The 19,651-nt window shown below is 58.5% G+C and carries 16 protein-coding genes, 1 tRNA gene, 2 pseudogenes and 1 CRISPR repeat array (1 of these 20 running past the window's edge); of the genes and pseudogenes, 11 read left to right on the top strand and 8 right to left on the bottom strand.

Features of this window, described 5'->3' with window-relative positions; translation table 11 throughout:
- A CRISPR array of direct repeats spans positions 1-990; the repeat unit is 37 nt; unit sequence GTTTCCGTCCCCTTGCGGGGAAAAGGTAGGGATCAAC (it extends 668 nt beyond the left edge of the window).
- A gap of 274 nt (positions 991-1,264) precedes the next feature.
- From cas2 to NW805_RS01635, 3 genes are read right to left on the bottom strand one after another with little or no spacing between them, the layout of a single operon-like run.
- Entirely contained in the window at positions 1,265-1,543 is a 279-nt protein-coding gene (cas2, locus tag NW805_RS01645; protein WP_414331218.1) for a CRISPR-associated endonuclease Cas2, read from the bottom strand.
- Positions 1,543-2,568, bottom strand: coding sequence for a CRISPR-associated endonuclease Cas1 (gene cas1 / locus NW805_RS01640; RefSeq protein WP_414344134.1), 1,026 nt, complete (start codon positions 2,566-2,568; stop codon positions 1,543-1,545). The genes cas2 and cas1 overlap by 1 nt, the downstream gene beginning before the upstream one ends.
- Positions 2,565-3,962 (bottom strand): TIGR03985 family CRISPR-associated protein, encoded by a 1,398-nt coding sequence (locus tag NW805_RS01635; RefSeq protein ID WP_414421429.1) that lies wholly within the window; start codon positions 3,960-3,962, stop codon positions 2,565-2,567. The genes cas1 and NW805_RS01635 overlap by 4 nt, the downstream gene beginning before the upstream one ends.
- 165 nt (positions 3,963-4,127) lie before the next feature.
- Between NW805_RS01635 and crn3 the strand changes: the two genes are divergently transcribed.
- Positions 4,128-5,072, top strand: a complete 945-nt coding sequence (crn3, locus tag NW805_RS01630; protein ID WP_414421428.1) for a CRISPR-associated ring nuclease Crn3/Csx3 — start codon at positions 4,128-4,130, stop codon at positions 5,070-5,072.
- Between the two features lie 103 nt (positions 5,073-5,175).
- A complete protein-coding gene (locus NW805_RS01625; protein WP_414421427.1) occupies positions 5,176-5,967 on the top strand; it encodes an ADP-ribosylglycohydrolase family protein in 792 nt (263 codons plus the stop codon).
- Between the two features lie 61 nt (positions 5,968-6,028).
- Here the strand turns inward: NW805_RS01625 and NW805_RS01620 are convergent, their stop codons facing one another.
- The 3 genes and pseudogenes from NW805_RS01620 to NW805_RS01610 all read right to left on the bottom strand — a co-directional run.
- Positions 6,029-6,916 carry a nitrate ABC transporter ATP-binding protein gene (locus NW805_RS01620; RefSeq protein ID WP_414421426.1) on the bottom strand — a complete coding sequence of 296 codons (888 nt, stop codon included), beginning with the start codon at positions 6,914-6,916 and terminating at the stop codon, positions 6,029-6,031.
- Between the two features lie 71 nt (positions 6,917-6,987).
- Positions 6,988-8,772 (bottom strand): annotated as a pseudogene (locus NW805_RS01615) (nitrate ABC transporter ATP-binding protein); the annotation flags it as partial.
- 39 nt (positions 8,773-8,811) lie between these two features.
- Positions 8,812-9,693 (bottom strand): annotated as a pseudogene (locus NW805_RS01610) (CmpA/NrtA family ABC transporter substrate-binding protein); the annotation flags it as partial.
- A gap of 210 nt (positions 9,694-9,903) precedes the next feature.
- Between NW805_RS01610 and NW805_RS01605 the strand changes: the two are divergent.
- The 8 genes from NW805_RS01605 to NW805_RS01570 all read left to right on the top strand — a co-directional run bounded on the left by NW805_RS01605 (position 9,904) and on the right by NW805_RS01570 (position 16,344).
- Positions 9,904-11,001 (top strand): tocopherol cyclase family protein, encoded by a 1,098-nt coding sequence (locus NW805_RS01605; protein ID WP_414421425.1) that lies wholly within the window; start codon positions 9,904-9,906, stop codon positions 10,999-11,001.
- Between the two features lie 194 nt (positions 11,002-11,195).
- Positions 11,196-11,269, top strand: a tRNA-Arg gene (locus NW805_RS01600).
- A gap of 118 nt (positions 11,270-11,387) precedes the next feature.
- Positions 11,388-13,862 (top strand): ATP-dependent Clp protease ATP-binding subunit, encoded by a 2,475-nt coding sequence (locus NW805_RS01595; RefSeq protein ID WP_011432255.1) that lies wholly within the window; start codon positions 11,388-11,390, stop codon positions 13,860-13,862.
- Positions 13,863-13,989: 127 nt separating this feature from the next.
- Complete coding sequence (locus NW805_RS01590; RefSeq protein WP_414381174.1) at positions 13,990-14,625, top strand: ATP-dependent Clp protease proteolytic subunit; 636 nt, start codon at positions 13,990-13,992, stop codon at positions 14,623-14,625.
- 17 nt (positions 14,626-14,642) lie between these two features.
- On the top strand, positions 14,643-14,912 hold the full coding sequence (locus NW805_RS01585; RefSeq protein WP_414349572.1) for a hypothetical protein: 270 nt from the start codon (positions 14,643-14,645) through the stop codon (positions 14,910-14,912).
- 16 nt (positions 14,913-14,928) lie between these two features.
- A complete protein-coding gene (locus tag NW805_RS01580) occupies positions 14,929-15,285 on the top strand; it encodes a Uma2 family endonuclease (protein ID WP_414421424.1) in 357 nt (118 codons plus the stop codon).
- Positions 15,233-15,844, top strand: a complete 612-nt coding sequence (locus tag NW805_RS01575; protein WP_414381170.1) for an ATP-dependent Clp protease proteolytic subunit — start codon at positions 15,233-15,235, stop codon at positions 15,842-15,844. Before NW805_RS01580 ends, NW805_RS01575 begins: the two co-directional genes overlap by 53 nt.
- A gap of 158 nt (positions 15,845-16,002) precedes the next feature.
- A complete protein-coding gene (locus NW805_RS01570; protein ID WP_414344154.1) occupies positions 16,003-16,344 on the top strand; it encodes a hypothetical protein in 342 nt (113 codons plus the stop codon).
- A 4-nt stretch (positions 16,345-16,348) separates the two neighbouring features.
- Here NW805_RS01570 and NW805_RS01565 read toward each other — a convergent pair whose 3' ends face one another.
- Positions 16,349-16,936 carry a chromophore lyase CpcT/CpeT gene (locus NW805_RS01565; RefSeq protein ID WP_414421423.1) on the bottom strand — a complete coding sequence of 196 codons (588 nt, stop codon included), beginning with the start codon at positions 16,934-16,936 and terminating at the stop codon, positions 16,349-16,351.
- Between the two features lie 8 nt (positions 16,937-16,944).
- Between NW805_RS01565 and NW805_RS01560 the strand changes: the two genes are divergently transcribed.
- Positions 16,945-18,339: a malic enzyme-like NAD(P)-binding protein gene (locus tag NW805_RS01560; protein WP_414344157.1), complete on the top strand. Its 1,395-nt coding sequence runs from the start codon at positions 16,945-16,947 to the stop codon at positions 18,337-18,339.
- A gap of 100 nt (positions 18,340-18,439) precedes the next feature.
- Here the strand turns inward: NW805_RS01560 and NW805_RS01555 are convergent, their stop codons facing one another.
- Positions 18,440-19,360, bottom strand: a complete 921-nt coding sequence (locus NW805_RS01555; RefSeq protein WP_414421422.1) for a putative CRISPR-associated protein — start codon at positions 19,358-19,360, stop codon at positions 18,440-18,442.
- Positions 19,361-19,651: the final 291 nt, after the last annotated feature.

The following is a 19,651-nucleotide window of genomic DNA, read 5'->3' as shown; positions in this document are numbered from 1 at the left end:
AGTTATTCCACAAAACTTTCCTTATCAAAGAGGTTTCCGTCCCCTTGCGGGGAAAAGGTAGGGATCAACCCGCGAGCATGTGGTGGGCGTGGGGGACGTAGGGGATCCCCGTGTGTTTCCGTCCCCTTGCGGGGAAAAGGTAGGGATCAACTGAATAAGGGAGGGAGCGTGAAATGAATAAAGCTTTCCGTTTCCGTCCCCTTGCGGGGAAAAGGTAGGGATCAACGAAGGAGCTATTAGCTAGGTTGGACCAAGCTCAAGCCCGAGGGTTTCCGTCCCCTTGCGGGGAAAAGGTAGGGATCAACTGTGTAGGGTATACACAGGGTGTGGAGGTATTCCCTAGTTTCCGTCCCCTTGCGGGGAAAAGGTAGGGATCAACCACGACGCTTGGGTAGTCGGGGAGACGGGGTGGGAGAGTTTCCGTCCCCTTGCGGGGAAAAGGTAGGGATCAACTCACCTGGGTGTTCTTTATCCCTAGTGAAGGGAGGTTTGTTTCCGTCCCCTTGCGGGGAAAAGGTAGGGATCAACAGCTTCCCGAGGTGGATAACGACTGGGGCTTCCACAGTTTCCGTCCCCTTGCGGGGAAAAGGTAGGGATCAACTCAACTCCACTTCATGCTTCTGCGAAGCCACACAGGCCGTTTCCGTCCCCTTGCGGGGAAAAGGTAGGGATCAACAGATCAAGCTACGATTGACGCAGCTCTGCGTCAGGTCCAACTAAGTTTCCGTCCCCTTGCGGGGAAAAGGTAGGGATCAACGTGAGTTGGATTGACGCTGTGCGATTTATTCGCGCACGTCTGGGTTTCCGTCCCCTTGCGGGGAAAAGGTAGGGATCAACCTGGGCAAAATCACTTCACCTGGCCGAAGCCCACGACCAGGGTTTCCGTCCCCTTGCGGGGAAAAGGTAGGGATCAACGAGCTGACCGTTTGGTCAGTGAAAGACCGGAAGGCCTAGTTTCCGTCCCCTTGCGGGGAAAAGGTAGGGATCAACCCTACCCTCGGAAAAGCCTGAATTCATGAGGTTTTCAAGGTGCGTTCGCGAGGGAGTACGGAGATTCCTCGACACAGATATTAACATTGTCCTCGCGGCCAAGCGCAAGCGGGGAAATTGAGCTTGCTACGGCCATTATGTCACGTTTTTGGGCCAATCGGGGCAAAAGATCTAAAGTTTCCCTTAAAATCTTGTGCCGGCAGAGTCAGGCTGGTGATGGCTCGCCCCGACAGATCGCGCACAAAACTTTACAATTTCGGCCCGGTGGAGAGCCTCAGAAGATCAGGTAGTCCGGCGGCTCATAGGGGGGAGGCCCCCCGAAGACTTTGGCCTGCTTCTTGGCCGCGGCATCCAAAGGGTAGGCCCGCAGACTGTCTTCCTTGAGATTCAGCAGGGGCAACCACGACTGTTCCAGCTTGTTTTCCAACTCTGCAGTGTCCAGTGGGCATTCGAACACGGAGTATTGCACCCGCTGGCAACACTGTTCCAACTGCTTGGCCAACTGTTGTCGCCGCTTATCGTCCACCACGTCGTAGCAAACCAACCACAGCATCAGCGCAGCTCTATGGGCTCATAGTCTAGGTCACCGCTCACCAGGCAACGGCTCAGCCGGCGGGCTTGCTCCAGCACAATTTGACTGAGGGGCAGGCGGCGAGATTGGGGAGGATAGAGCAATGGCTCGCGGAAGCGGCGTTCCAGCTCTCCCAAAAACAGTTTTTTGGCCAGGGATCCCAGCCATATGCCTGTCCCATCCGGCGACGGCTCAAAGTCTTCCGGCGTGAGCAGGCCAGCCTTGACAAGCTGGAGCACAGCCCAATCCACCACCAAGGGTCGAAACTCCTCCATCATGTCCAGCACCAGGTTGGGGCGGTAGGGCAAGTTGGCGTGGAAAAAGCCGAGATAGGGATCCAACCCGGCCATCACCACTGCCGAGAACACGCGGGCCAGCAGCACCCCGTAGCCCCAACTGAGCAGAGCGTTGATCGGGTCGAGCGGCGGCTGTCGGTTGCGGCCAGTGAAGTTCCACTCAGGCGGAAAGCAATGTTGCAGGGATTGGTAGTAGGTGCGGGCGCAAATGCCCTCCAGGCCCATCAGCGCTTCTCGATCTGGAGGAGTGGTGGAGCGATCCAACTGTTGCAGGTAGGCGGCGATAACATCAATACCCTCCTGTAAGGGGGCAATTTGGCCGCGGGTAGCCCGGTTGTGCAGTTGTAGAATTGCCCGTTGGTTGCGAATCTTGCCGCGCACAATCACCTTGGCCCACCTCAGCCCCCAGGGGGAGTAGGCCCGCTGATACTGGGCCAGACGGATCTCAGAGTTGGTGGAGAAGGATCCCTGCAGGCGACCGCGAAAACCGCCATCCGCACGCAAAAAAATGGTTTCGATGCCTCGATCCAGCAGTTGGGCCAAAGCTGCGCTGGTCAATTGGATCCCGGGCAACACCACCACCAGCTCCACCTCCGCAAGGCGGCAAAGCTGCTCTTGACCACGGCGGCGAATGAGCAGGGTTTGGTTTTGGCAGTGAACCACAGTCCCCGGCTCGGTTAGGTAGAGGGTGGTCATGGGCAGGAAGGTCAAGAAAGCTTCAGGTCGGGGCGATAAAACTGCAGCTCTGCCTGGGCTTCCCGAGCCATCTGTTCCCGGTAGGCCAGTGGCGCGATCACCTCGCCGTTGGGCCGCCAGTCGCGCAAACGCATGGTGAAATTGGTATCTCCCACCCGCACCCAGGCCCGAAAATAGCGGTCGCTGGCCGGCCTTTGCCGGAGAATGTTCAAAATCTGTTGGCGTTCCTGCACATCCGCCACTGCCTGCTGCACCAAAGCCGGGATCCGCTCGTAGGCAATGGGCTGGAAGGTGGGATGTCGCACTGTGCTTTCCACATAGCGACGGGCAAACTCCGGGGAAAATCGAAGGATCAACAATGCCTTGGGCAGGTAAAAATCGGATCCCCAGGCTTCTTCCCATGCTGCTTGGACTTCCTCTGGGCTGGGCAGCTTCCTCTGCCGTTTGCGGGTTGCCAGCTCTGGCGGAATGGAAGGAGCGTCCCAGGGAATCACCGCCAGGCGCTCAGACTGGATCCGATCTAAGCGGAAATTGTGCCAGCCCAGGGATCCCTCGGGGGTGGGGAGCTGGCCAAAGGCTGCCAGATACTTGGCGCGGCGGGCATAAAACAGGCAGACCGGATAGGTGAGAATACGCCGGATCCCATGTTGGCGGGTGGCGTAGTCAAAACCGATCACCCCTGCTTCTGGGTTGGCCCAAAGGGCTTCTAGCTGGCTTTGATATTCATCCACCCGTTCTTGCTGTTCGTCTGAGAGGATGTACTCAAACCACACAAACAGCCGCCGCTGGGAGTGCTGATGATTTTCCCAGATTTCATCCAGCAAAACCTGCACATCTGGATGTACAAAGGCCACATCGCTGAGGATGTGATAGATCTGTTCCAGTTGATGGCCCGATAAGGTCAAAGCCGATGAAGATACGGGCAGTTGGGGACGATCCCCCGGCGCACGGCAGCGAAAATTATCTCTCCGCCTAGAGTTGGCCTGAATTTGCTGCAGCCAACCCTGGGCAGCCAGGTAATCCAGCTCTTTGCGCAGTGTGCGATGGGTCTTGTGAAAGGGTTGAGCAGATAGCAGCGCTTCCAGATCCGGAACTTCTGCTTTTAAGGCGGCCAATAGGTTGGGATCCTTCAGCCAAAACCTCAAGGGTTTCCAGCAAATGCAGTCAACATCAGGACAGGGTGAAGGGATCCCTTGTGCCAGATCCTGCTTGGGGTGCCGTGGTGAGAGCAAGCGATCCCGAATGTGGGTATAGCCAAACGTTTCCGGCAGATCCCGCCATCCCTCCTCGCCATACAAGCAATCGAGCAACACCCACAGGCGCACGGCCCGCTCCAAGCGCTCCGCCAACTGCCCGCCGGCCAGCCAGCGCAACACCTCTACCGTCAAAGGCAGCTCAAATCGGCTCATCCGACAGTTCCCTCGGTTTTTGGGTTGACCAGTTGATGGCACTCCAGGCCAGGGGTTTTCTTGGAGCAAGGCGCAAGTGAGAGCCTGACCACTCTGACATGAGTTGGAACCTTCCACTTCCAATCTCTTCCATACTGAAGTCAACCTGTCTCGTCAAATCTGCCCATGGCTGCTGTGGCACTGCATTTGCTTTCCGGCTGTCTGGCCGCTCGCGCCAGCGGGACGGAGTCCTTTCGCGCCAGCGGGACGGAGTCCTTGGACCCTCGAAGATCCCATTCTTCGGAACTGTCTTTTCAGGTCATCGAAATTGAGCTGACCCGACCGGATCGCCTGGTTTTTCCAGAGGATTTGGCTCAGCTTCAGCTGCCTGCCGGGATCAATGCCCAGCTGGGGGTGGTTCTGACGGGGCGGGCCCCCATTTGGCTGTATGGCTGGCTGGTGCATGAGTGCCACTTCACCCGTTGGGTGGCCTGTTATGACCCACGCTTGGGCGCGGTGGTGGTCTCCAGCCATACCCCCGAAGTGCGGGTGGGCCAGGTCATCCCCTGGGTGCAGGGAAGGCCGGGTTCAGAATTGGCAGCGGCGGTGATGGTGGTGGGCCCCCCCGACAGTGGCAAAAGCCGTCTTGCCCGCGCCCTCTTCGAAGCTCTGCTGCCGGAGCATCCCGATATTTATCTGCAACGGGCCCATTGGGATGGGGAAGGCAATTGGACGTTAGACTTGCCACCAGAAGAGGCGAAGATCCTCAAGCACCAGTACCGGGGCTCTTTTACCCCCGAATTTTTCAGCTTCCATGCCCAGGCCATTCTGGCTTTGCGCCGGCAAAAGAGTTTGGTGATTGTGGATGTGGGCGGCAAGGTGGATCCGCAAAAGCAGCCGATCCTGGAAGCCTGCTCCCACTACCTGGTGGTCAGCCGGGATCCCGAGGCTATCCCTCTCTGGCACGAGTTTTGTCGAGACCGGGGCAATTTGCGCTGTGTGGCCATCCTGCACACCTCGCCCGGCCCTCCTCAAGTGCTCAAAGACTCACCTGAGTTGGAAATTCACTGGGATCCCAACTCTCCTCCCCCCGCGGAGCTGCTTCGGGCGGTGCGCCGCTTGATTGCCTAGGGGTGCGGATTCAGAATTGGATGGGCGGGCGAGCCTTTTCGGAAACGGCGAGATTGAGAACCGGGAGATTGAGAACTGGGAAAAGAAAAAGGAGAGGGTACTGATGCTGGGAGCCATTGCCGGGGATGTTATCGGCTCTGTCCATGAGCACTCGGGCACCAAAACGAAGAACTTTCCGCTGTTCGTCGAGGCCAGCCAATTTACCGATGACACGGTTCTGACGGTCGCTGTGGCCGAGCGGCTGCTGCGGGGCGGTAGCTACGTCGATTGGTACCATGAGTACTTCCACGCCTACCCAGAGGCTGGGTACGGGAGCAGCTTCATCCACTGGGCCGAGCATCGCTGCCGTGAGCCGTACTACAGTTGGGGCAACGGAGCCGCCATGCGGGTTAGCCCCATTGGCATCGCCTGCAACACGCTGGAAGAAGTGCTGGCCCAGGCGCGGGCCAGTGCCGAGGTAACCCACAACCACCCGGAGGGCATCCGCGGCGCTCAGGCTACGGCAGCCGCCGTGTTTCTCGCCCGGTCAGGGTACACCAAGGCCGACATCAAGACGTACATCGAGCAAGAGTTCGGATACTGCCTATCCGAGCGGCTGGACGATATCCGGGAGCACTACTGCTTCGATGTCTCCTGTCAGGGCTCGGTGCCCCAGTCGATCATCGCGTTCCTAGAGGCAGACGGTTTTGAAGACGCGGTGCGCAACGCCATCTCCCTTGGTGGAGACGCAGACACCATGGCCTGCATTGCCGGGGGCATTGCGGAGGCGTTTTTCGGCGGCGTGCCGGACGAGATCGCATCCCAGACGCTGGCCGCTTTGGACGAGCGGTTGCGCAATGTTGTGGGCGAGTTCCAAGAGAGGTTTGCGGATCGCCTGCCCAAGCGCTGCCCCTGACGGCCAAGGGGTTCCGGCTGCCCGGTCACCCTCTCGCTCCGTCAACTGCTCCAGGTTGGATTTACCGGTAAGCCGCCTCTGGGTTGGCTTCATGGCCGTAGAGATAGCTGAGAACCGAGTTGCGCAGGCGGTAGTACTGCGGATCTTCAAGAATCCGCTCGCGATCCCGAGGGCGCGGGAAGGGGATGGTCACGATCTGCCCGATGGTGGCTGCAGGGCCATTGGTCAAAGGACTCCGTCCCGCTGGCGCGAAAGGACTCCGTCCCGCTGACGCGATCAGCACCAGGCGGTCGGCCAAAAACAGCGCCTCATCAATGTCGTGGGTAATCATCAAAACCGTGCAGCGATGTTCATCCCAAATGCGCAACAGCTCCTCTTGCAGCTCCTCTTTGGTGATGGCATCCAAGGCTCCGAAAGGTTCATCCAAAATCAGCACTTCCGGGCGGATGGCCAGTGCACGGGCAATGGCTACTCGTTGTTTCATCCCTCCCGAAATTTGCGAGGGATATTTCTGAGCAGCTTCCCCCAGCCCCACCAAATCCAAATGTTCTTCCACAATTCGATGCTTTTCCGACTGGCTCTTGTGGGGAAATACCGACCGAACGGCCAAATAGACGTTTTCATAAACTGTGAGCCAGGGCAACAGGGCATACCCTTGAAACACCACCATGCGCTCCGGGCCAGGAGCTGTAATCGGCTGCCCTTTCAGCTTCACCGAGCCACTGGTGGGCTGGGCAAATCCGGAAACCATATTCAGCAGGGTGGTTTTGCCACAGCCGGAATGCCCAACCAAGCAGACAAACTCTCCCTCGTTCACACTGAGGTTGATATCTCGCAAGACGGGATAATCCCCCTTGGGAGTTGAGTAGGTCTTGCTGACATTCTCAAGGCTTAGGTAGGGTTCTGCGGCTACGTTCGCTGGGGTAGAGGTTGTCAAGAGGGCAGTCATCGTAGGGTGCTCCAACTCATGATTTTCTCACAACGGGGAATGTGCTTTTGCAAGGGCGCCCAAGTGGGTATCTAGAGCAACACAGGACGACGATCTAAGGCAACCTCGGCTACATAAATATCGTGCTTAATCGCCAAACTGTTGAGGTAGGCCAGGGGATCCTCACCATTAAAGGGGATCCCATCGAACAACTGAATGGGCTGCCTTTGGTAGGAGACATCCAGTCCCAGCTCGCGGGCTGCCGTGCTGAACACCCCCACCTGACATACCCGCTCCACGATCTCCACCCAGTTGCGGGGGAAGGGCAGCTCCCCCCAGCGGGCCATTTGGGTCATCATCCACAGATGCTCGGTGCGGCTGGGACGGTTGCCGGCTCCCAGAAAGAAGCGGTGGTGGGCATATTCCCGCATCGGCCTGTCCAAGTCACAGATCAGACGCTGGGGATCCCCCAGATGAATGTAGGATGGGTCGGTGCTCAGGTAGGCGCGGCGGCTGAGCAGCTCGCGAATCTCGTCGTGATGGGCCGGGTCTTCACAGTAGCGGCAGGCTTCCAACAGCGCTTTGACCAAGGCAATGTGGGTGTTGGGGTAGGCTCTGGCCCAATCTTCTCGCACCCCCAACACTTTGCCGGGATGGCCCAGCCAAATCTCCAGATCTGTAGCCACCGTAAAGCCACTGCCCTCCAGGGCTGCCCGCAAATTCCAGGGCTCTCCCACACAGTAGCCATCGATGTTGCCGGCTGTTAGGTTGGCCACCATCTGAGCCGGGGGCAGCGTTTTCAGCACCACGTCATGATCCGGGTGGATCCCACCGGCTGCCAGCCAATAGCGCAACAGCAAATTGTGCATAGAGCTGGGATGCACCACTCCAAAGGTGAGCCGACGGCTGGGACTATCCAGAATGTAAGCCTTCAACTGGCTGAGGGTGTGGATCCCTTGCTCGTAGAACCGCTTATGCAAGGTGATGGCATTGCCGTTGCGGGTCAAGGTGAGGGCAGTAACCACCGGCTGAGGCGGGTTATCCCCTCCGCCCAAAGACATCCACACCGGCATACCGGCGGGCATTTGGGCCGCATCCAGATAACCTCCCTGAATGCCGTCTTGGATCCCTCGCCAACTGGTTTCCCGCACCAAATTCACTTCTTCCAAGCCGTGTTTGGCAAAAAACCCTTTTTCTTTAGCTACAGCCAAGGGAGCACAGGCAGTGAGGGGCACAAAGCCAATCTCCAGGTTGATCTTTTCCAAGCCATGCCTGGCCACCACAGTGCTTCGGCGAGCACGCCATTGCTTAATCCGTTTTTGTTGGTTCAAAAAGTAGATGATCTCGCTGCGGTAGCTGTAGTAGCTGGGATGGTTGACCACATCCAGCCGACGGCGGGGCCGAGGAATGTCAATGGTTAAAATGTTCCCAATTCGGGATCCCGGCCCATTGGTGAGCGTGACCACACGATCTGACAGAAGAACCGCTTCGTCCACATCGTGGGTGACCATGAGAGTGGTCATCTGATGTTCTTCACAGATGCGCATCAACTGCTCTTGTAAGTTCCCCCGCGTGAGCGCGTCCAAAGCGCCAAACGGCTCATCCAACAACAACACTTTGGGCCGCAAAGCCAGGGCACGGGCAATGGCCACCCGCTGCTTCATACCCCCGGACAATTGGGCTGGGAGCTTATCTGCTGCGTGGCGCAAGCCCACCAGATCAATGTGCTCTTCCACGATCTGCTGACGCTCGGCTGGAGAATGCTTTTTAAGAACGGCATTCACCGCTAGCGCAATGTTTTACCGAACCGTTAGCCAAGGCAAAAGCGAGTAATGCTGAAACACCACCTTGCCCTGAAAAGGAGGCATGAGAATTTCAACCGGCACATTCAGGTAGGCACGGCCCGAGAGAATGCGGGCCAATTCTTCGCGGTTGGCTGGATCGTCACACCATTGCTGCGCTTCCATCACCGCCATCAAAGTGGCTTGTGTGGCCCTGGGGTTTTGTTCTACCCAGTCGGCGCGAATGGCCAAGTATTCTTCGGGGTGAAAGGGCCAAATCTGTTGAGTAAGAGCCGCTATAAACCCGATCCCATCTGCCACAATTCGGTAGGGCCAGGGATCCCCGGTGCTAAAAGCGTCCATGGTGCCATTGCGCATCCCCTGCACCGTCTCGGCAGAGGGCACCGTCAGGAGGTCAATGTCTTGATCCGGATCCACTCCCCCGGCGGCAAGCCAGTAGCGGATCCAAAAATCTTGATTGGCATTGGGAAACGTGTAGGCAGCTTTGAACTTGCACCCGTTGCTGGCGCTGAAATTTTTGATGTAATCCGCGGCTCCGGAGATATCCAGCCCCAAGCCCTTGCCAACGTGCATTCCGGCAATGGCAATTCCGTTCCCCTGGGTGATCAACTGACACAGAACTGCCATACGCACCGGCTGATTGTTGGTGATGGCGCCGATGTGGATCATGTGAGGCATCGGCATCTGCCACATGCCGCCGTCAATGCCTCCACCTGCCGAGCCAATAACCACATTGTCACGGGCTGCCGGCCAACTGGCCTGCTTCAACACCTCTACACCGGTCATGCCATGCTTGTCGAAAAAGCCCTTTTCCTTGGCGATGATCAGGGGGGCAGACTCCACAATCGGTATAAAGCTTAACCTGAGATTGGGGGTTTCTGGGCCGCTGGCCTGGGCAACCCAGTAGCCTGTGCTGGCCCGTGCTAAGCTGCCACTCACGAGTCCACCCACTGTGGCCGCACCCGCAGACAGCAAAAAGTTACGACGTGATGTCATGCTCACCTCATCGAAAGGATATGTGAAGGCAAGATGGAAGCTTTCCAGTTCAAGTCGCCTGACCCACGGATTTCCTTGGTGAAATCTCAAGAAATCCTTAAGCCTCAGCTCGGTTGATATCCTAAGAGCAAATAAATATAGAAACAATACAATTATTATTTTGGTAAGCATAGACTTCCGTTTATCATTGTTGCGATGGCTTAGGTCTCAATGGCGTTTCCTCCAACGGCGGCTTGCTCTGGGCAAAACAACTCAACAGATTGGGGATCCCTGCCCCATGCCGGCTATCACTGGGATGGCTGCACAGAGCGGTTTTTTGAGGGTTGGTATAGCCGGGTAACGTTGCCCGGGGATCCGCCCATCAGCTTTGCCTTCATGTACGCCATCGATCCCAAGCGTGGGGGCATGGCGCAGGTGTTGGGGCCAGAGGAGGAGCTGCATTGGCGCACCTTCCCCAATCCCCGCCGCTTTTGGGCCCGCTCAACCCATCTGGCCTTGGGGCACTCAGGGATCCCAGACCCTGGCTGTCGCGGCCTTCAGGATCCCTTCACCTTCTTCCAGCGCACCGCCAGCGGCTACCAATACACCGCCCACCTCAACCAGGGGATTTTGCCGGATCCCTTGGTCTCTGAGCCCATTCGCTGGCTCTACCGCATTCAACCTCGTTTTGCCTATGGGATCCCACCCCGAGCCACCATGGGGATAGGGTCTTTCCTGCCCATCTTCGAGCCGGGCTGGCAGATCCTCATGAGCCATGGCTTGGCCACCGGCTGGGTGGAGTGGAGAGGCAGGCGCTATGCATTTCAGCAGGCTCCCGCCTACGCCGAAAAAAATTGGGGCCAAAGCTTTCCTCGCCGCTGGTTTTGGATCCAGTGCAACGCCTTTCCCCAGCATCCCGGTCTCAGCCTCACCTGTGCCGGAGCTGAGCGGCAGGTGCTCACCCGCCCCGAAGAAGTGGCCCTGATCAGCCTGCATGGATGGGGATCCCAGCCCTTTTTGGAATGGCGGCCTGGGCAAGCTCATCTGACTTGGCAAGTGGATCCCTGGGGATCCTGGCGAATCTGGGGAGAAAGTGCCCTCTGGTGTATTCAGCTAGAAGGGCACACGCGGCGGCCTGGCCAAACTGTATTCGCCCCTGGCCCAGAAGGGATGCAGCGCAACTGTCGGGATACCCTGGCAGGACATCTGCACCTGCAGCTTTGGCAGCGCAACGGCCAAGTCTGGACGCCGGTGATCAAGGCCACCAGCCCCCAAGCCGGCCTGGAAGTGGGGGGAGAAGTCCGGCAACCTTGGCAAGGGCAATGTTAACGCTGGCGGATATCTACACCCCCGCTGGACTTTCCAAAAAACGCTCTTGTGCTAGAATGCCTAAGCCACATTGATAGATGTCCATCTCTGTCTCTGGATAGTACTGGATAGTATCTGAGTAACTATATAGTATCTGAGTAACTATGGACAGATAGTATGGACAGACAGTCAACCGTGGTTGGCCCGCCCCTTTTGCGCCTGTAGCTCAGTGGACTAGAGCACGTGGCTACGGACCACGGTGTCGGGAGTTCAAATCTCTCCAGGCGCGTTTTGGCCCCAGACAGCTTCCGTCTGGGGTATTTACCGTCCCTTGGTTTCGCCTGAACTTGTGCTAGGATTACCCCTATCAAGTCCGCCTTGATGCAGGCGTAGGGAGCCCGAGGATCATGTTTGAACGCTTTACAGAAAAAGCCATCAAGGTGATCATGCTGGCCCAAGAAGAAGCCAGACGGTTAGGTCACAATTTCGTTGGCACCGAGCAAATTTTGTTGGGGTTAATCGGCGAGGGCACTGGGGTCGCCGCCAAAGTTCTCAAGTCCATGGGAGTGAACTTGAAGGACGCCCGTATTGAGGTCGAGAAAATCATCGGTCGGGGATCCGGTTTTGTGGCCGTCGAGATCCCTTTCACTCCCCGCGCCAAGCGAGTGCTGGAACTCTCCCTAGAAGAGGCCCGCCAGCTCGGCCACAACTACATTGGCACTGAGCACCTGCTCCTGGGTCTGATCCGAGAAGGGGAGGGAGTAGCGGCCCGCGTCTTGGAAAACCTGGGGGTGGATCTGTCCAAGGTGCGCACCCAGGTGATCCGCATGTTGGGCGAGACCGCCGAAGTGACGGCAGGGGGGGGATCCTCCAGCCGCACCAAAACGCCCACCCTGGACGAATTCGGCTCCAACCTCACCCAACTGGCCCAGGAGGGCAAGCTGGATCCGGTGGTCGGTCGGACGCGGGAGATCGAGCGGGTGATCCAGATCCTGGGCCGCCGCACCAAGAACAACCCCGTCCTCATTGGCGAGCCGGGGGTAGGCAAAACCGCCATCGCCGAGGGTTTGGCCCAGCGCATTGTGCAGGGGGATGTGCCCGATATTTTGGCCGACAAGCGGGTGATCAGCCTGGATATTGGTTTGCTGGTGGCCGGCACCAAGTACCGCGGCGAGTTTGAAGAGCGCCTCAAGAAAATCATGGATGAGATCCGCAATGCCGGCAACATCATCCTGGTCATCGACGAGGTACATACCCTGATCGGGGCCGGGGCTGCGGAAGGGGCGATTGATGCCGCCAACATCCTCAAGCCTGCTTTGGCCCGCGGCGAGCTGCAGTGCATCGGCGCCACCACCCTGGATGAGTACCGCAAGCACATCGAACGGGATGCCGCCCTGGAGCGTCGCTTCCAGCCCATTATGGTAGGCGAGCCGACAGTCTCCGAGACGATCGAGATCCTGTTTGGCCTGCGGGAGCGCTACGAGCAGCACCACAAGCTGAAGATCTCCGATGCCGCCTTGGATGCAGCCGCCAAGCTGGCCGACCAGTACATCTCCGACCGCTTCCTGCCGGATAAGGCCATCGATTTGATCGACGAGGCTGCTTCGCGGGTGCGCCTGATCAACTCTCAACTGCCCCCGGCGGCGCGGGAGCTGGATCAAGAGCTGCGGCGAGTGCTCAAGGAGAAAGACGCTGCGGTGCGGGCCCAGAACTTCGACAAGGCTGGTGAGCTGCGGGATCGGGAGATGGAGATCAAGCAGCAGATCCGCGCCATTGCCGCTGCTAAGAAGGCGGAAGAAAGCAGCCGCAGCGAGATGCCCGAAGTAACCGAAGAGGACGTGGCCCAAGTGGTCAGCGCCTGGACGGGGGTGCCGGTGGCCAAGCTGACCGAGAGCGAGTCAGTGAAGCTGCTGAACATGGAAGAAACCCTGCACCAGCGCATCATCGGCCAAGACGAAGCGGTGCGGGCTATCTCCCGGGCCATCCGCCGCGCTCGGGTGGGGCTGAAAAATCCCAACCGCCCCATCGCCAGCTTCATCTTCTCCGGCCCAACAGGGGTGGGCAAAACCGAGCTGACCAAGGCTTTGGCAGCCTACTTCTTCGGCTCCGAGTCGGCCATGATCCGCCTCGACATGTCGGAATACATGGAGCGGCACACGGTCAGCAAGCTGATCGGATCCCCGCCGGGCTATGTGGGCTACAACGAGGGGGGTCAGCTCACAGAAGCGGTGCGGCGCCGCCCCTACACGGTGGTGCTTTTCGATGAGATCGAGAAGGCGCACCCGGATGTGTTTAACCTATTGCTGCAAATCCTGGAGGATGGCCGCCTGACCGATGCCAAAGGCCGCACGGTGGACTTCAAGAACACCCTGATCGTGATGACCTCTAACATCGGCTCGAAGGTCATCGAGAAGGGCGGCGGCAGCCTCGGCTTCGAGTTCAACACCAACGACGAGGATGCCAACTACAACCGCATCCGCAACCTGGTGAACGAGGAGCTGAAGCAGTACTTCCGTCCGGAGTTCCTCAACCGCGTGGACGAGATCATCGTCTTCCGGCAACTGACCAAGGATGAGGTGAAGCAGATTGCCGACATCCTGCTCAAGGAAGTGTTTGACCGCATGACGGAGAAGAAAATCCGCCTTACGGTCAGCGACCGCTTCAAAGACTTGGTGGTGGAGGAGGGGTATAACCCCAGCTACGGGGCACGCCCGCTGCGCCGCGCCATCCAACGCCTGCTGGAAGACATCCTGGCGGAAGAGATCCTGACTGGGCATGTCCGGGAGGGATCGGAGGTGCTCATCGATGTGGATGAGGAGCGCAAGCCCAAGGTGCTGGTCACGGAGCCGGAGCGGGTTCTCTTGCCTCAAGGGGCGGAGTAAAGCTGGCTTTGAGAGGTCCTCAGACTGCAAGGGATCCGTTGGGATGCTGCGGATCCCTTGTGGTCCTCAAGTGTTGTTTTTCTGGTGTTTTTCAGTTGAACAGACCCAGGCGTAGGAGATCTCTGGCATGGTGCAATCGACCTACTACTACTATGGCGGCGCTCCGGTTCGTACCCCACCCCCAGATTTGGCTTCGCTGCTGCTGCAGGAGCGCATTGTCTACCTGGGCTTGCCCCTTGCAGAGGAGTCGAATGCCAACGTCACCAAGCTGATCATCGAGCAACTGCTGTATCTGCAGTACGAGGATCGGGAAAAGCCGATCAAGATGTACATCAACTCGACGGGCACCTATAACTACGACACAGCGGCCTTTGCCATTCTGGACACCATGAACTACATCAAGCCGCCTGTGCATACTATCTGCATCGGCAATGCGATTGGGATGGCGGCCATGTTGTTGGCTGCAGGGGCCAAGGGATTTCGGGCCAGTTTGCCCAATGCCACCATCGTGCTCCATCAACCCTACGGTGGCACCCGCGGACAGGCCAGCGACATTGAAATTCGCACCCGCGAGATTCTGACTTTGCGCAACATGATGCTGGAGCAACTGTCCCGCAGCACGGGCCAGCCTATGGAGCGCATCAAGAAGGACACGGAGCGGCTATTTTTCATGACACCAGAGGAAGCCAAAGCCTACGGCCTCATCGATCAGGTGCTGACCAGTTCCAAAGTCTTGCCGAGGTTGGCAGCAGCCAAAAACTGAAGCAGAGGGATCCGTCGATGGTTCAAGTTCCCGTACAGCCTTTGACGGTGGGGGAGTACCTACGCCTCACGGACGGGCTTTATGAAGGACGGGTTGAACCTGAAGACGGGTCCATTCGGGAAGCCGAGGAGCGTATGAACACCCTCATTGAGCTGTTTCTGGTTGCGGAATTGCCCAAGTTTTTGCCCATCCAACGCCTGAGCTTGGGCCAAGTTGAGGTCGAAGTGCCCGCAGCCAAGGCTCGGTTGCGCAATCCAGAGGTGATGGCTTTACATCCCGCTATGTGAGCTTGCTGGGAAACGGTTGCGGAATCCTTGCCTGCACATGCTCCTGCCGCTGTTGGTGGTGGAAGTCGTTTCCCCCGGAGTGGACCATGAAAAACGCGATGATCAAGACAAGCGCAAAGATTATGCTGCCCGTGGGATCCCAGTGGATCCAGCCAAGCAGTCCGTTTCCGCGGTGCGCTGGGTTGGCGGAGAATACGAAGGCGAGGTCAAAACTGGATCTGGACGCATTGTTTCCTCGGTTTTGCCCCAGCTGGATTTGAGCGCGGAAGATATCTTACAAGCGCGTCGTTCTGTGTTTCATACTTTGCCAGGAGAAACTTATGCCGATTGGAGTGCCTCGGGTTCCCTACCGTTTGCCCGGCGAGCCCTATAGCCAGTGGATTAGCCTTGACGATCGCCTGTACCAAGAGCGGATTTTGTTTATCGGCGAGCCCATTGACGATAGCTTGGCCAATACCATCGTGGGGGTGATGCTCTACCTCAACTCGCAGGATCCGCAAAAGGACATTGTGATGTACATCAATTCTCCCGGTGGCTCTGTGACGGCGGGCATGGCCATCTACGACACCATGAACCACATCAAGCCAGATATCGTTACGGTTTGCGTGGGCCAAGCGGCTTCGATGGGAGCCTTTTTGCTGGCTGCCGGCACTAAGGGAAAACGGTTTGCCCTGCCCCACTCCCGTATCATGCTGCACCAGCCTTCGCTGGGCACGATCCAAGGCCAAGCCAGCGACATTGAAATTCGCGCCCGCGAAACGCTGCGGGTCAAACGGCGCATGAACGAGATCTTGGCACAAACCACCGGCCAGCCGCTGGAGAAAATCGAGCGGGATGTGGAGCGAGACTTTTACCTCTCGGCCACGGAAGCTCAGGCTTACGGCATAGTAGACCGGGTGATCCAGGAGCGCTCAGAAGCAATCGCCAGCTAGGATGGCTGGATCCAAAAAATAGCCTGGGCAAGCTCCTGAGTCGGATGTTGAAGAATTGAACCCGCGAGGAATACACCTGGGATCCTTTCATGATCTCACCGTGCCGGTTCTGCGGTGCCGAGAGACGGGCTGAGGTCTTTGGGGTGGCTAGGATTAGGGTGGAGTTAGCCGGGAGATCCGACCAGGTGAACCGACAGCATTGGGCCAGAAGGAGCGGTGGATGGGCCAGTCTGCTGGTGTTCCTGCTGTATCCCCCAGATCAGGCTTTGGCTCTGCCCCCCGCTTCTGAGATCCCTGAGGAGGTGCTGCGGGCGCAGCCAGATTTGCGGGCTCGCTCTCCGGTCGATAATCAGCCCCTCACCGCCGACGAAGCTCTAGAACTCCAGGAAGCCTTGGCAGCTCGGCCCGAAACCGGATCTGTCTCTCCAGAGGTGGAGCGGCTGATCTTTTTGCTCAGGCTGCGCAAAGGGTTTCGAGATCTGTTTCCCTTCCTGTTTTGAAGGTTCAGACCTGAAGAGGAGCCGGTGGGATCCCTTTTTGGTAACGGTAGGGTCCGGCGCGGGATCCCCAGGTTTGTTGGCCAGTGGCGGCGTCAAAGCCCCGATCCCAGGTGATGAATTCGCTGGGGGTGAGGTTGAACTCGATGTGGATATAGGTGCTATCCCCGGGGTTCAGACGACATTCTCCACCTGGCAGCATTTCGCCGTGGTAGCAGTCTGGGCGCTTTTCCACCAAAATGCGACAACCGGGCAAATGCTCCAGGTCGGCCAAGGAGAGCTGCGCCAAGCGCTGCGGATCCTGAGAGGCACCTGCCCAAGCTGCTTGATCCCGCAATTTGTAGTTCTCGATCCGCAAGGGATCCCCCAATACCTGGAGCACCCGGCTGCGATAAAACTGGCCCGGCGTGTGCTGGTTAAATTGCTCGGTAAAAAAGCCGATCCCCTCCGAGAACAGGTGGGGAAGGCGCACGTACCAAAGGCTGACCGGCACAAACCACACCGGCTCTGCCATCGCCTGGGCGCGGTTGCTGTAGTAACCCTCCAGCCAATCGGCCAAGGTGTACAAGTCGGAATTGGATTTTTCGTCTACCATAGGGAGCTATGACAAAACTTACCCCCAGCTCTAGCTATAGCATTGCCCTGCGCATTCGCCTGCTCAACCAGCCGGGAGCCCTAGCCCGCGTCACCCAGGCCATTGCGGAAGTGGGAGGCAGTCTCAGCCAGATCGATCTCATCCACCAATCGGCAGCAGAAACGGTGCGAGAAATCTGTGTAGATGCCGTCAGCAGCGAGCATGCTCAGCAAATTTACGCCGCCGTTGCCTCCTTGGCCAATGTGAAAGTGGAGCGGGTGGTAGATCGCACCTTTGAGCTGCATCGAGGGGGAAAACTGCAAGTGGTGGCCAAAAGCCCCCTGGAGAGCGCCGCCGATCTGGCCATGGCCTACACGCCGGGGGTGGGGCGGGTTTCCCTAGAAATTGCTGCCAACCCCGCCGCGGTCTATGAGTACACCATCAAGGGCAACAGTGTAGGCATTGTAACCGATGGCAGTGCGGTGCTGGGCTTGGGGAATGTCGGCCCGGAGGCAGCTTTGCCGGTGATGGAGGGGAAGGCGGCGCTGTTCAAGCGCTTTGCCGATATCGATGCCTTTCCTCTGTGCCTGGCCACTCAGGAGGTGGGGGAAATTGTAGAGACGGTGGTGCGCCTGGCGCCGGGATTTGGCGGCTTTAACCTGGAAGACATCAGCGCCCCTCGCTGCTTTGCCATTGAGTCTCAGCTCAAGGCCCGCCTCAACCTGCCGGTGTTTCACGACGATCAGCACGGCACCGCCATTGTGGTGCTGGCGGCGCTGCTGAATGCCCTGAAAGTGGTGAAAAAGAGCCTAGACGAGGTGCGCATTGTCCTCAACGGGGCCGGGGCAGCCGGCATTGCCGTGACGCAACTGCTGCGGCGGGCCGGGGCAGCCCACATCCTGGTCTGCGACCGCCAAGGGATCCTCAGCCGCTCCCGTTCCGATCTCACCCCCGAGAAGGCGGCCATTGCCGTCGAGGAGAAGGGATCCCTGGCGGAAGCCTTGGTGGGAGCGGATGTGTTTATTGGGGTGAGCGTGGCCAATGCCCTGACAGTGGAGATGGTAGAAAAAATGGCACCGGATCCCATCGTCTTTGCCCTGGCCAACCCGGTGCCCGAGATCCAGCCGGAGCTGGTGGGCAATCGGGTGGCAGTGATGGCCACGGGCCGCAGCGACTACCCCAACCAAATCAACAACGTGCTGGCCTTTCCGGGCGTGTTTCGCGGCGCCCTCGACTGCCGCGCCAAGCAGATCAACACCGAGATGTGCCTGGCTGCCGCTCAAGCCATTGCTGCCTTGATCCCTGCCGAAGAGTTGGATCCCCAGTGGATCATCCCCTCGGTCTTCGACGGGCGGGTGGTTCCTCAGGTGGCCGCTGCGGTAATCCAGGCTGCCCGCCAAACCGGCGTGGCCGGGATCCCTTGAGGGCTACCTAGGGCACCAGGTGACAAGCCACAAAATGCCCCGCGCTCACCTCGCGAAAGGCCGGGGGTGGATCTTGGCCTGTTCCTTCCCTGGGGGGAACTCACACCAGACGACCCAAGCGCTCCCGCAACTCAGCGGCGGCCTGCTCCAGGTGCTCAGGGGTGTAACCGGTGGTCTCTACCCTGACAGCAAGGTGGGTGTCCTGGCTCTGGTGGAGATGGATCCACAAGATGTGGCGGCCGTCCTCTGTTTTGCGGTTTGCAGCTTTGACGCTGTTTTTGGGGGCAGAGTAAGCGTGCGGGTCGTAGCGGACCAGATCCACCCAGGGAATGTCTCGCAGGAGTTTTTCCACCTTGACCCAGCTGCGAGGACGGTGGTGGCTGCTGTCAACCTGCAGCTGGATGACTTCGGAGCGAGGTCGGCCTGAATCGGGAAGACCTGCCCGAGGGATCCGGGGCTGAACTTCCGGCTGTAGGTAGGGCAGGTAGACCAAAGACTTGTATTGCTCATGGATGTAGCAAACTGGGATCCCCAATTGGCTGCCCACCACAGCCATGATCATGGCTTGGGCTTTGAACCCACCGGTGGCGGCAAAGGTGACGATCCCCTTGGCGCTCTCTGCCAACTGTTTCAACAGCTCGGCCATCCGCTCCAGAGAGGATCCCTCTAGCTCGTAGTCGATGCCGGGAAGGGGCACCAGAGAAACCTGTTGTTGGCCCAGTTCTCTTTCAAAGAAGAGCTTCAAAATCCGGGCACACTCCAGCCCATGGGGGGTTGCGGAGTGCAGCAGAACCAAAGCATCGCCGGGGGTGGGATCCAGGCGGTAGTAGGTGTTGGTTAAGGACTCCGTCCCGCTGGCGCGATCGGCGCTGATCAGCTCCAGATCGGTTCTTTTCATCCAGGCCAGCGCTTGCTCCGGATCCCCGATGGTTTTTTGTCCCACCCAGGGGCGCTGCGGCTGCAGGTCTTTGTCAAGGTTGGTGAGCAAGGAGGTGCCCACAGTCATGATGATGGTCTGCATGATAGGCGGTTAACTCAAATTTTTCGAGAGCTCTGTCTTGCTTTGCGCCCAGAGCAGCTGGACTTTGCCGATTCTGCTATCTTCTCTGATCGCGCCAGCGGGACGGAGTCCCATCGCGCCAGCGGGACGGAGTCCTTTATCTTCTCTAAGGCCCAGAACCTTCACCTCTACCTCTTGCTCCACCGAGAGGGAGCCCGCCTGTTTGGGTTCCCTTGGGGTGAGCTTGATGTCGGGGCCCGAAATCTGGAAAGTAACTTCGTTGCCCTTGATGTTGGTGATGGTGGCCTTCAG

The organism is Synechococcus sp. W60.1 (assembly GCF_047461575.1).
Lineage (GTDB): Bacteria > Cyanobacteriota > Cyanobacteriia > Thermostichales > Thermostichaceae > Thermostichus.
This window is presented reverse-complemented; position numbering and strand designations above follow the sequence as displayed.

Excerpts from the sequence above, each read along its gene's own strand:
- NW805_RS01595 (WP_011432255.1), top strand. The coding sequence starts at position 11,388 with ATGTTTGAACGCTTTACAGAAAAAGCCATCAAGGTGATCATGCTGGCC.
- NW805_RS01575 (WP_414381170.1), top strand. The coding sequence starts at position 15,233 with ATGCCGATTGGAGTGCCTCGGGTTCCCTACCGTTTGCCCGGCGAGCCC.
- NW805_RS01565 (WP_414421423.1), bottom strand. The coding sequence starts at position 16,936 with ATGGTAGACGAAAAATCCAATTCCGACTTGTACACCTTGGCCGATTGG.
- cas2 (WP_414331218.1), bottom strand. The coding sequence starts at position 1,543 with ATGCTGTGGTTGGTTTGCTACGACGTGGTGGACGATAAGCGGCGACAA.
- NW805_RS01555 (WP_414421422.1), bottom strand. The coding sequence starts at position 19,360 with ATGCAGACCATCATCATGACTGTGGGCACCTCCTTGCTCACCAACCTT.
- NW805_RS01585 (WP_414349572.1), top strand. The coding sequence starts at position 14,643 with ATGGTTCAAGTTCCCGTACAGCCTTTGACGGTGGGGGAGTACCTACGC.
- crn3 (WP_414421428.1), top strand. The coding sequence starts at position 4,128 with ATGGCTGCTGTGGCACTGCATTTGCTTTCCGGCTGTCTGGCCGCTCGC.
- NW805_RS01560 (WP_414344157.1), top strand. The coding sequence starts at position 16,945 with ATGACAAAACTTACCCCCAGCTCTAGCTATAGCATTGCCCTGCGCATT.
- NW805_RS01635 (WP_414421429.1), bottom strand. The coding sequence starts at position 3,962 with ATGAGCCGATTTGAGCTGCCTTTGACGGTAGAGGTGTTGCGCTGGCTG.
- NW805_RS01590 (WP_414381174.1), top strand. The coding sequence starts at position 13,990 with ATGGTGCAATCGACCTACTACTACTATGGCGGCGCTCCGGTTCGTACC.
- NW805_RS01620 (WP_414421426.1), bottom strand. The coding sequence starts at position 6,916 with ATGACTGCCCTCTTGACAACCTCTACCCCAGCGAACGTAGCCGCAGAA.
- NW805_RS01605 (WP_414421425.1), top strand. The coding sequence starts at position 9,904 with ATGGCGTTTCCTCCAACGGCGGCTTGCTCTGGGCAAAACAACTCAACA.
- NW805_RS01625 (WP_414421427.1), top strand. The coding sequence starts at position 5,176 with ATGCTGGGAGCCATTGCCGGGGATGTTATCGGCTCTGTCCATGAGCAC.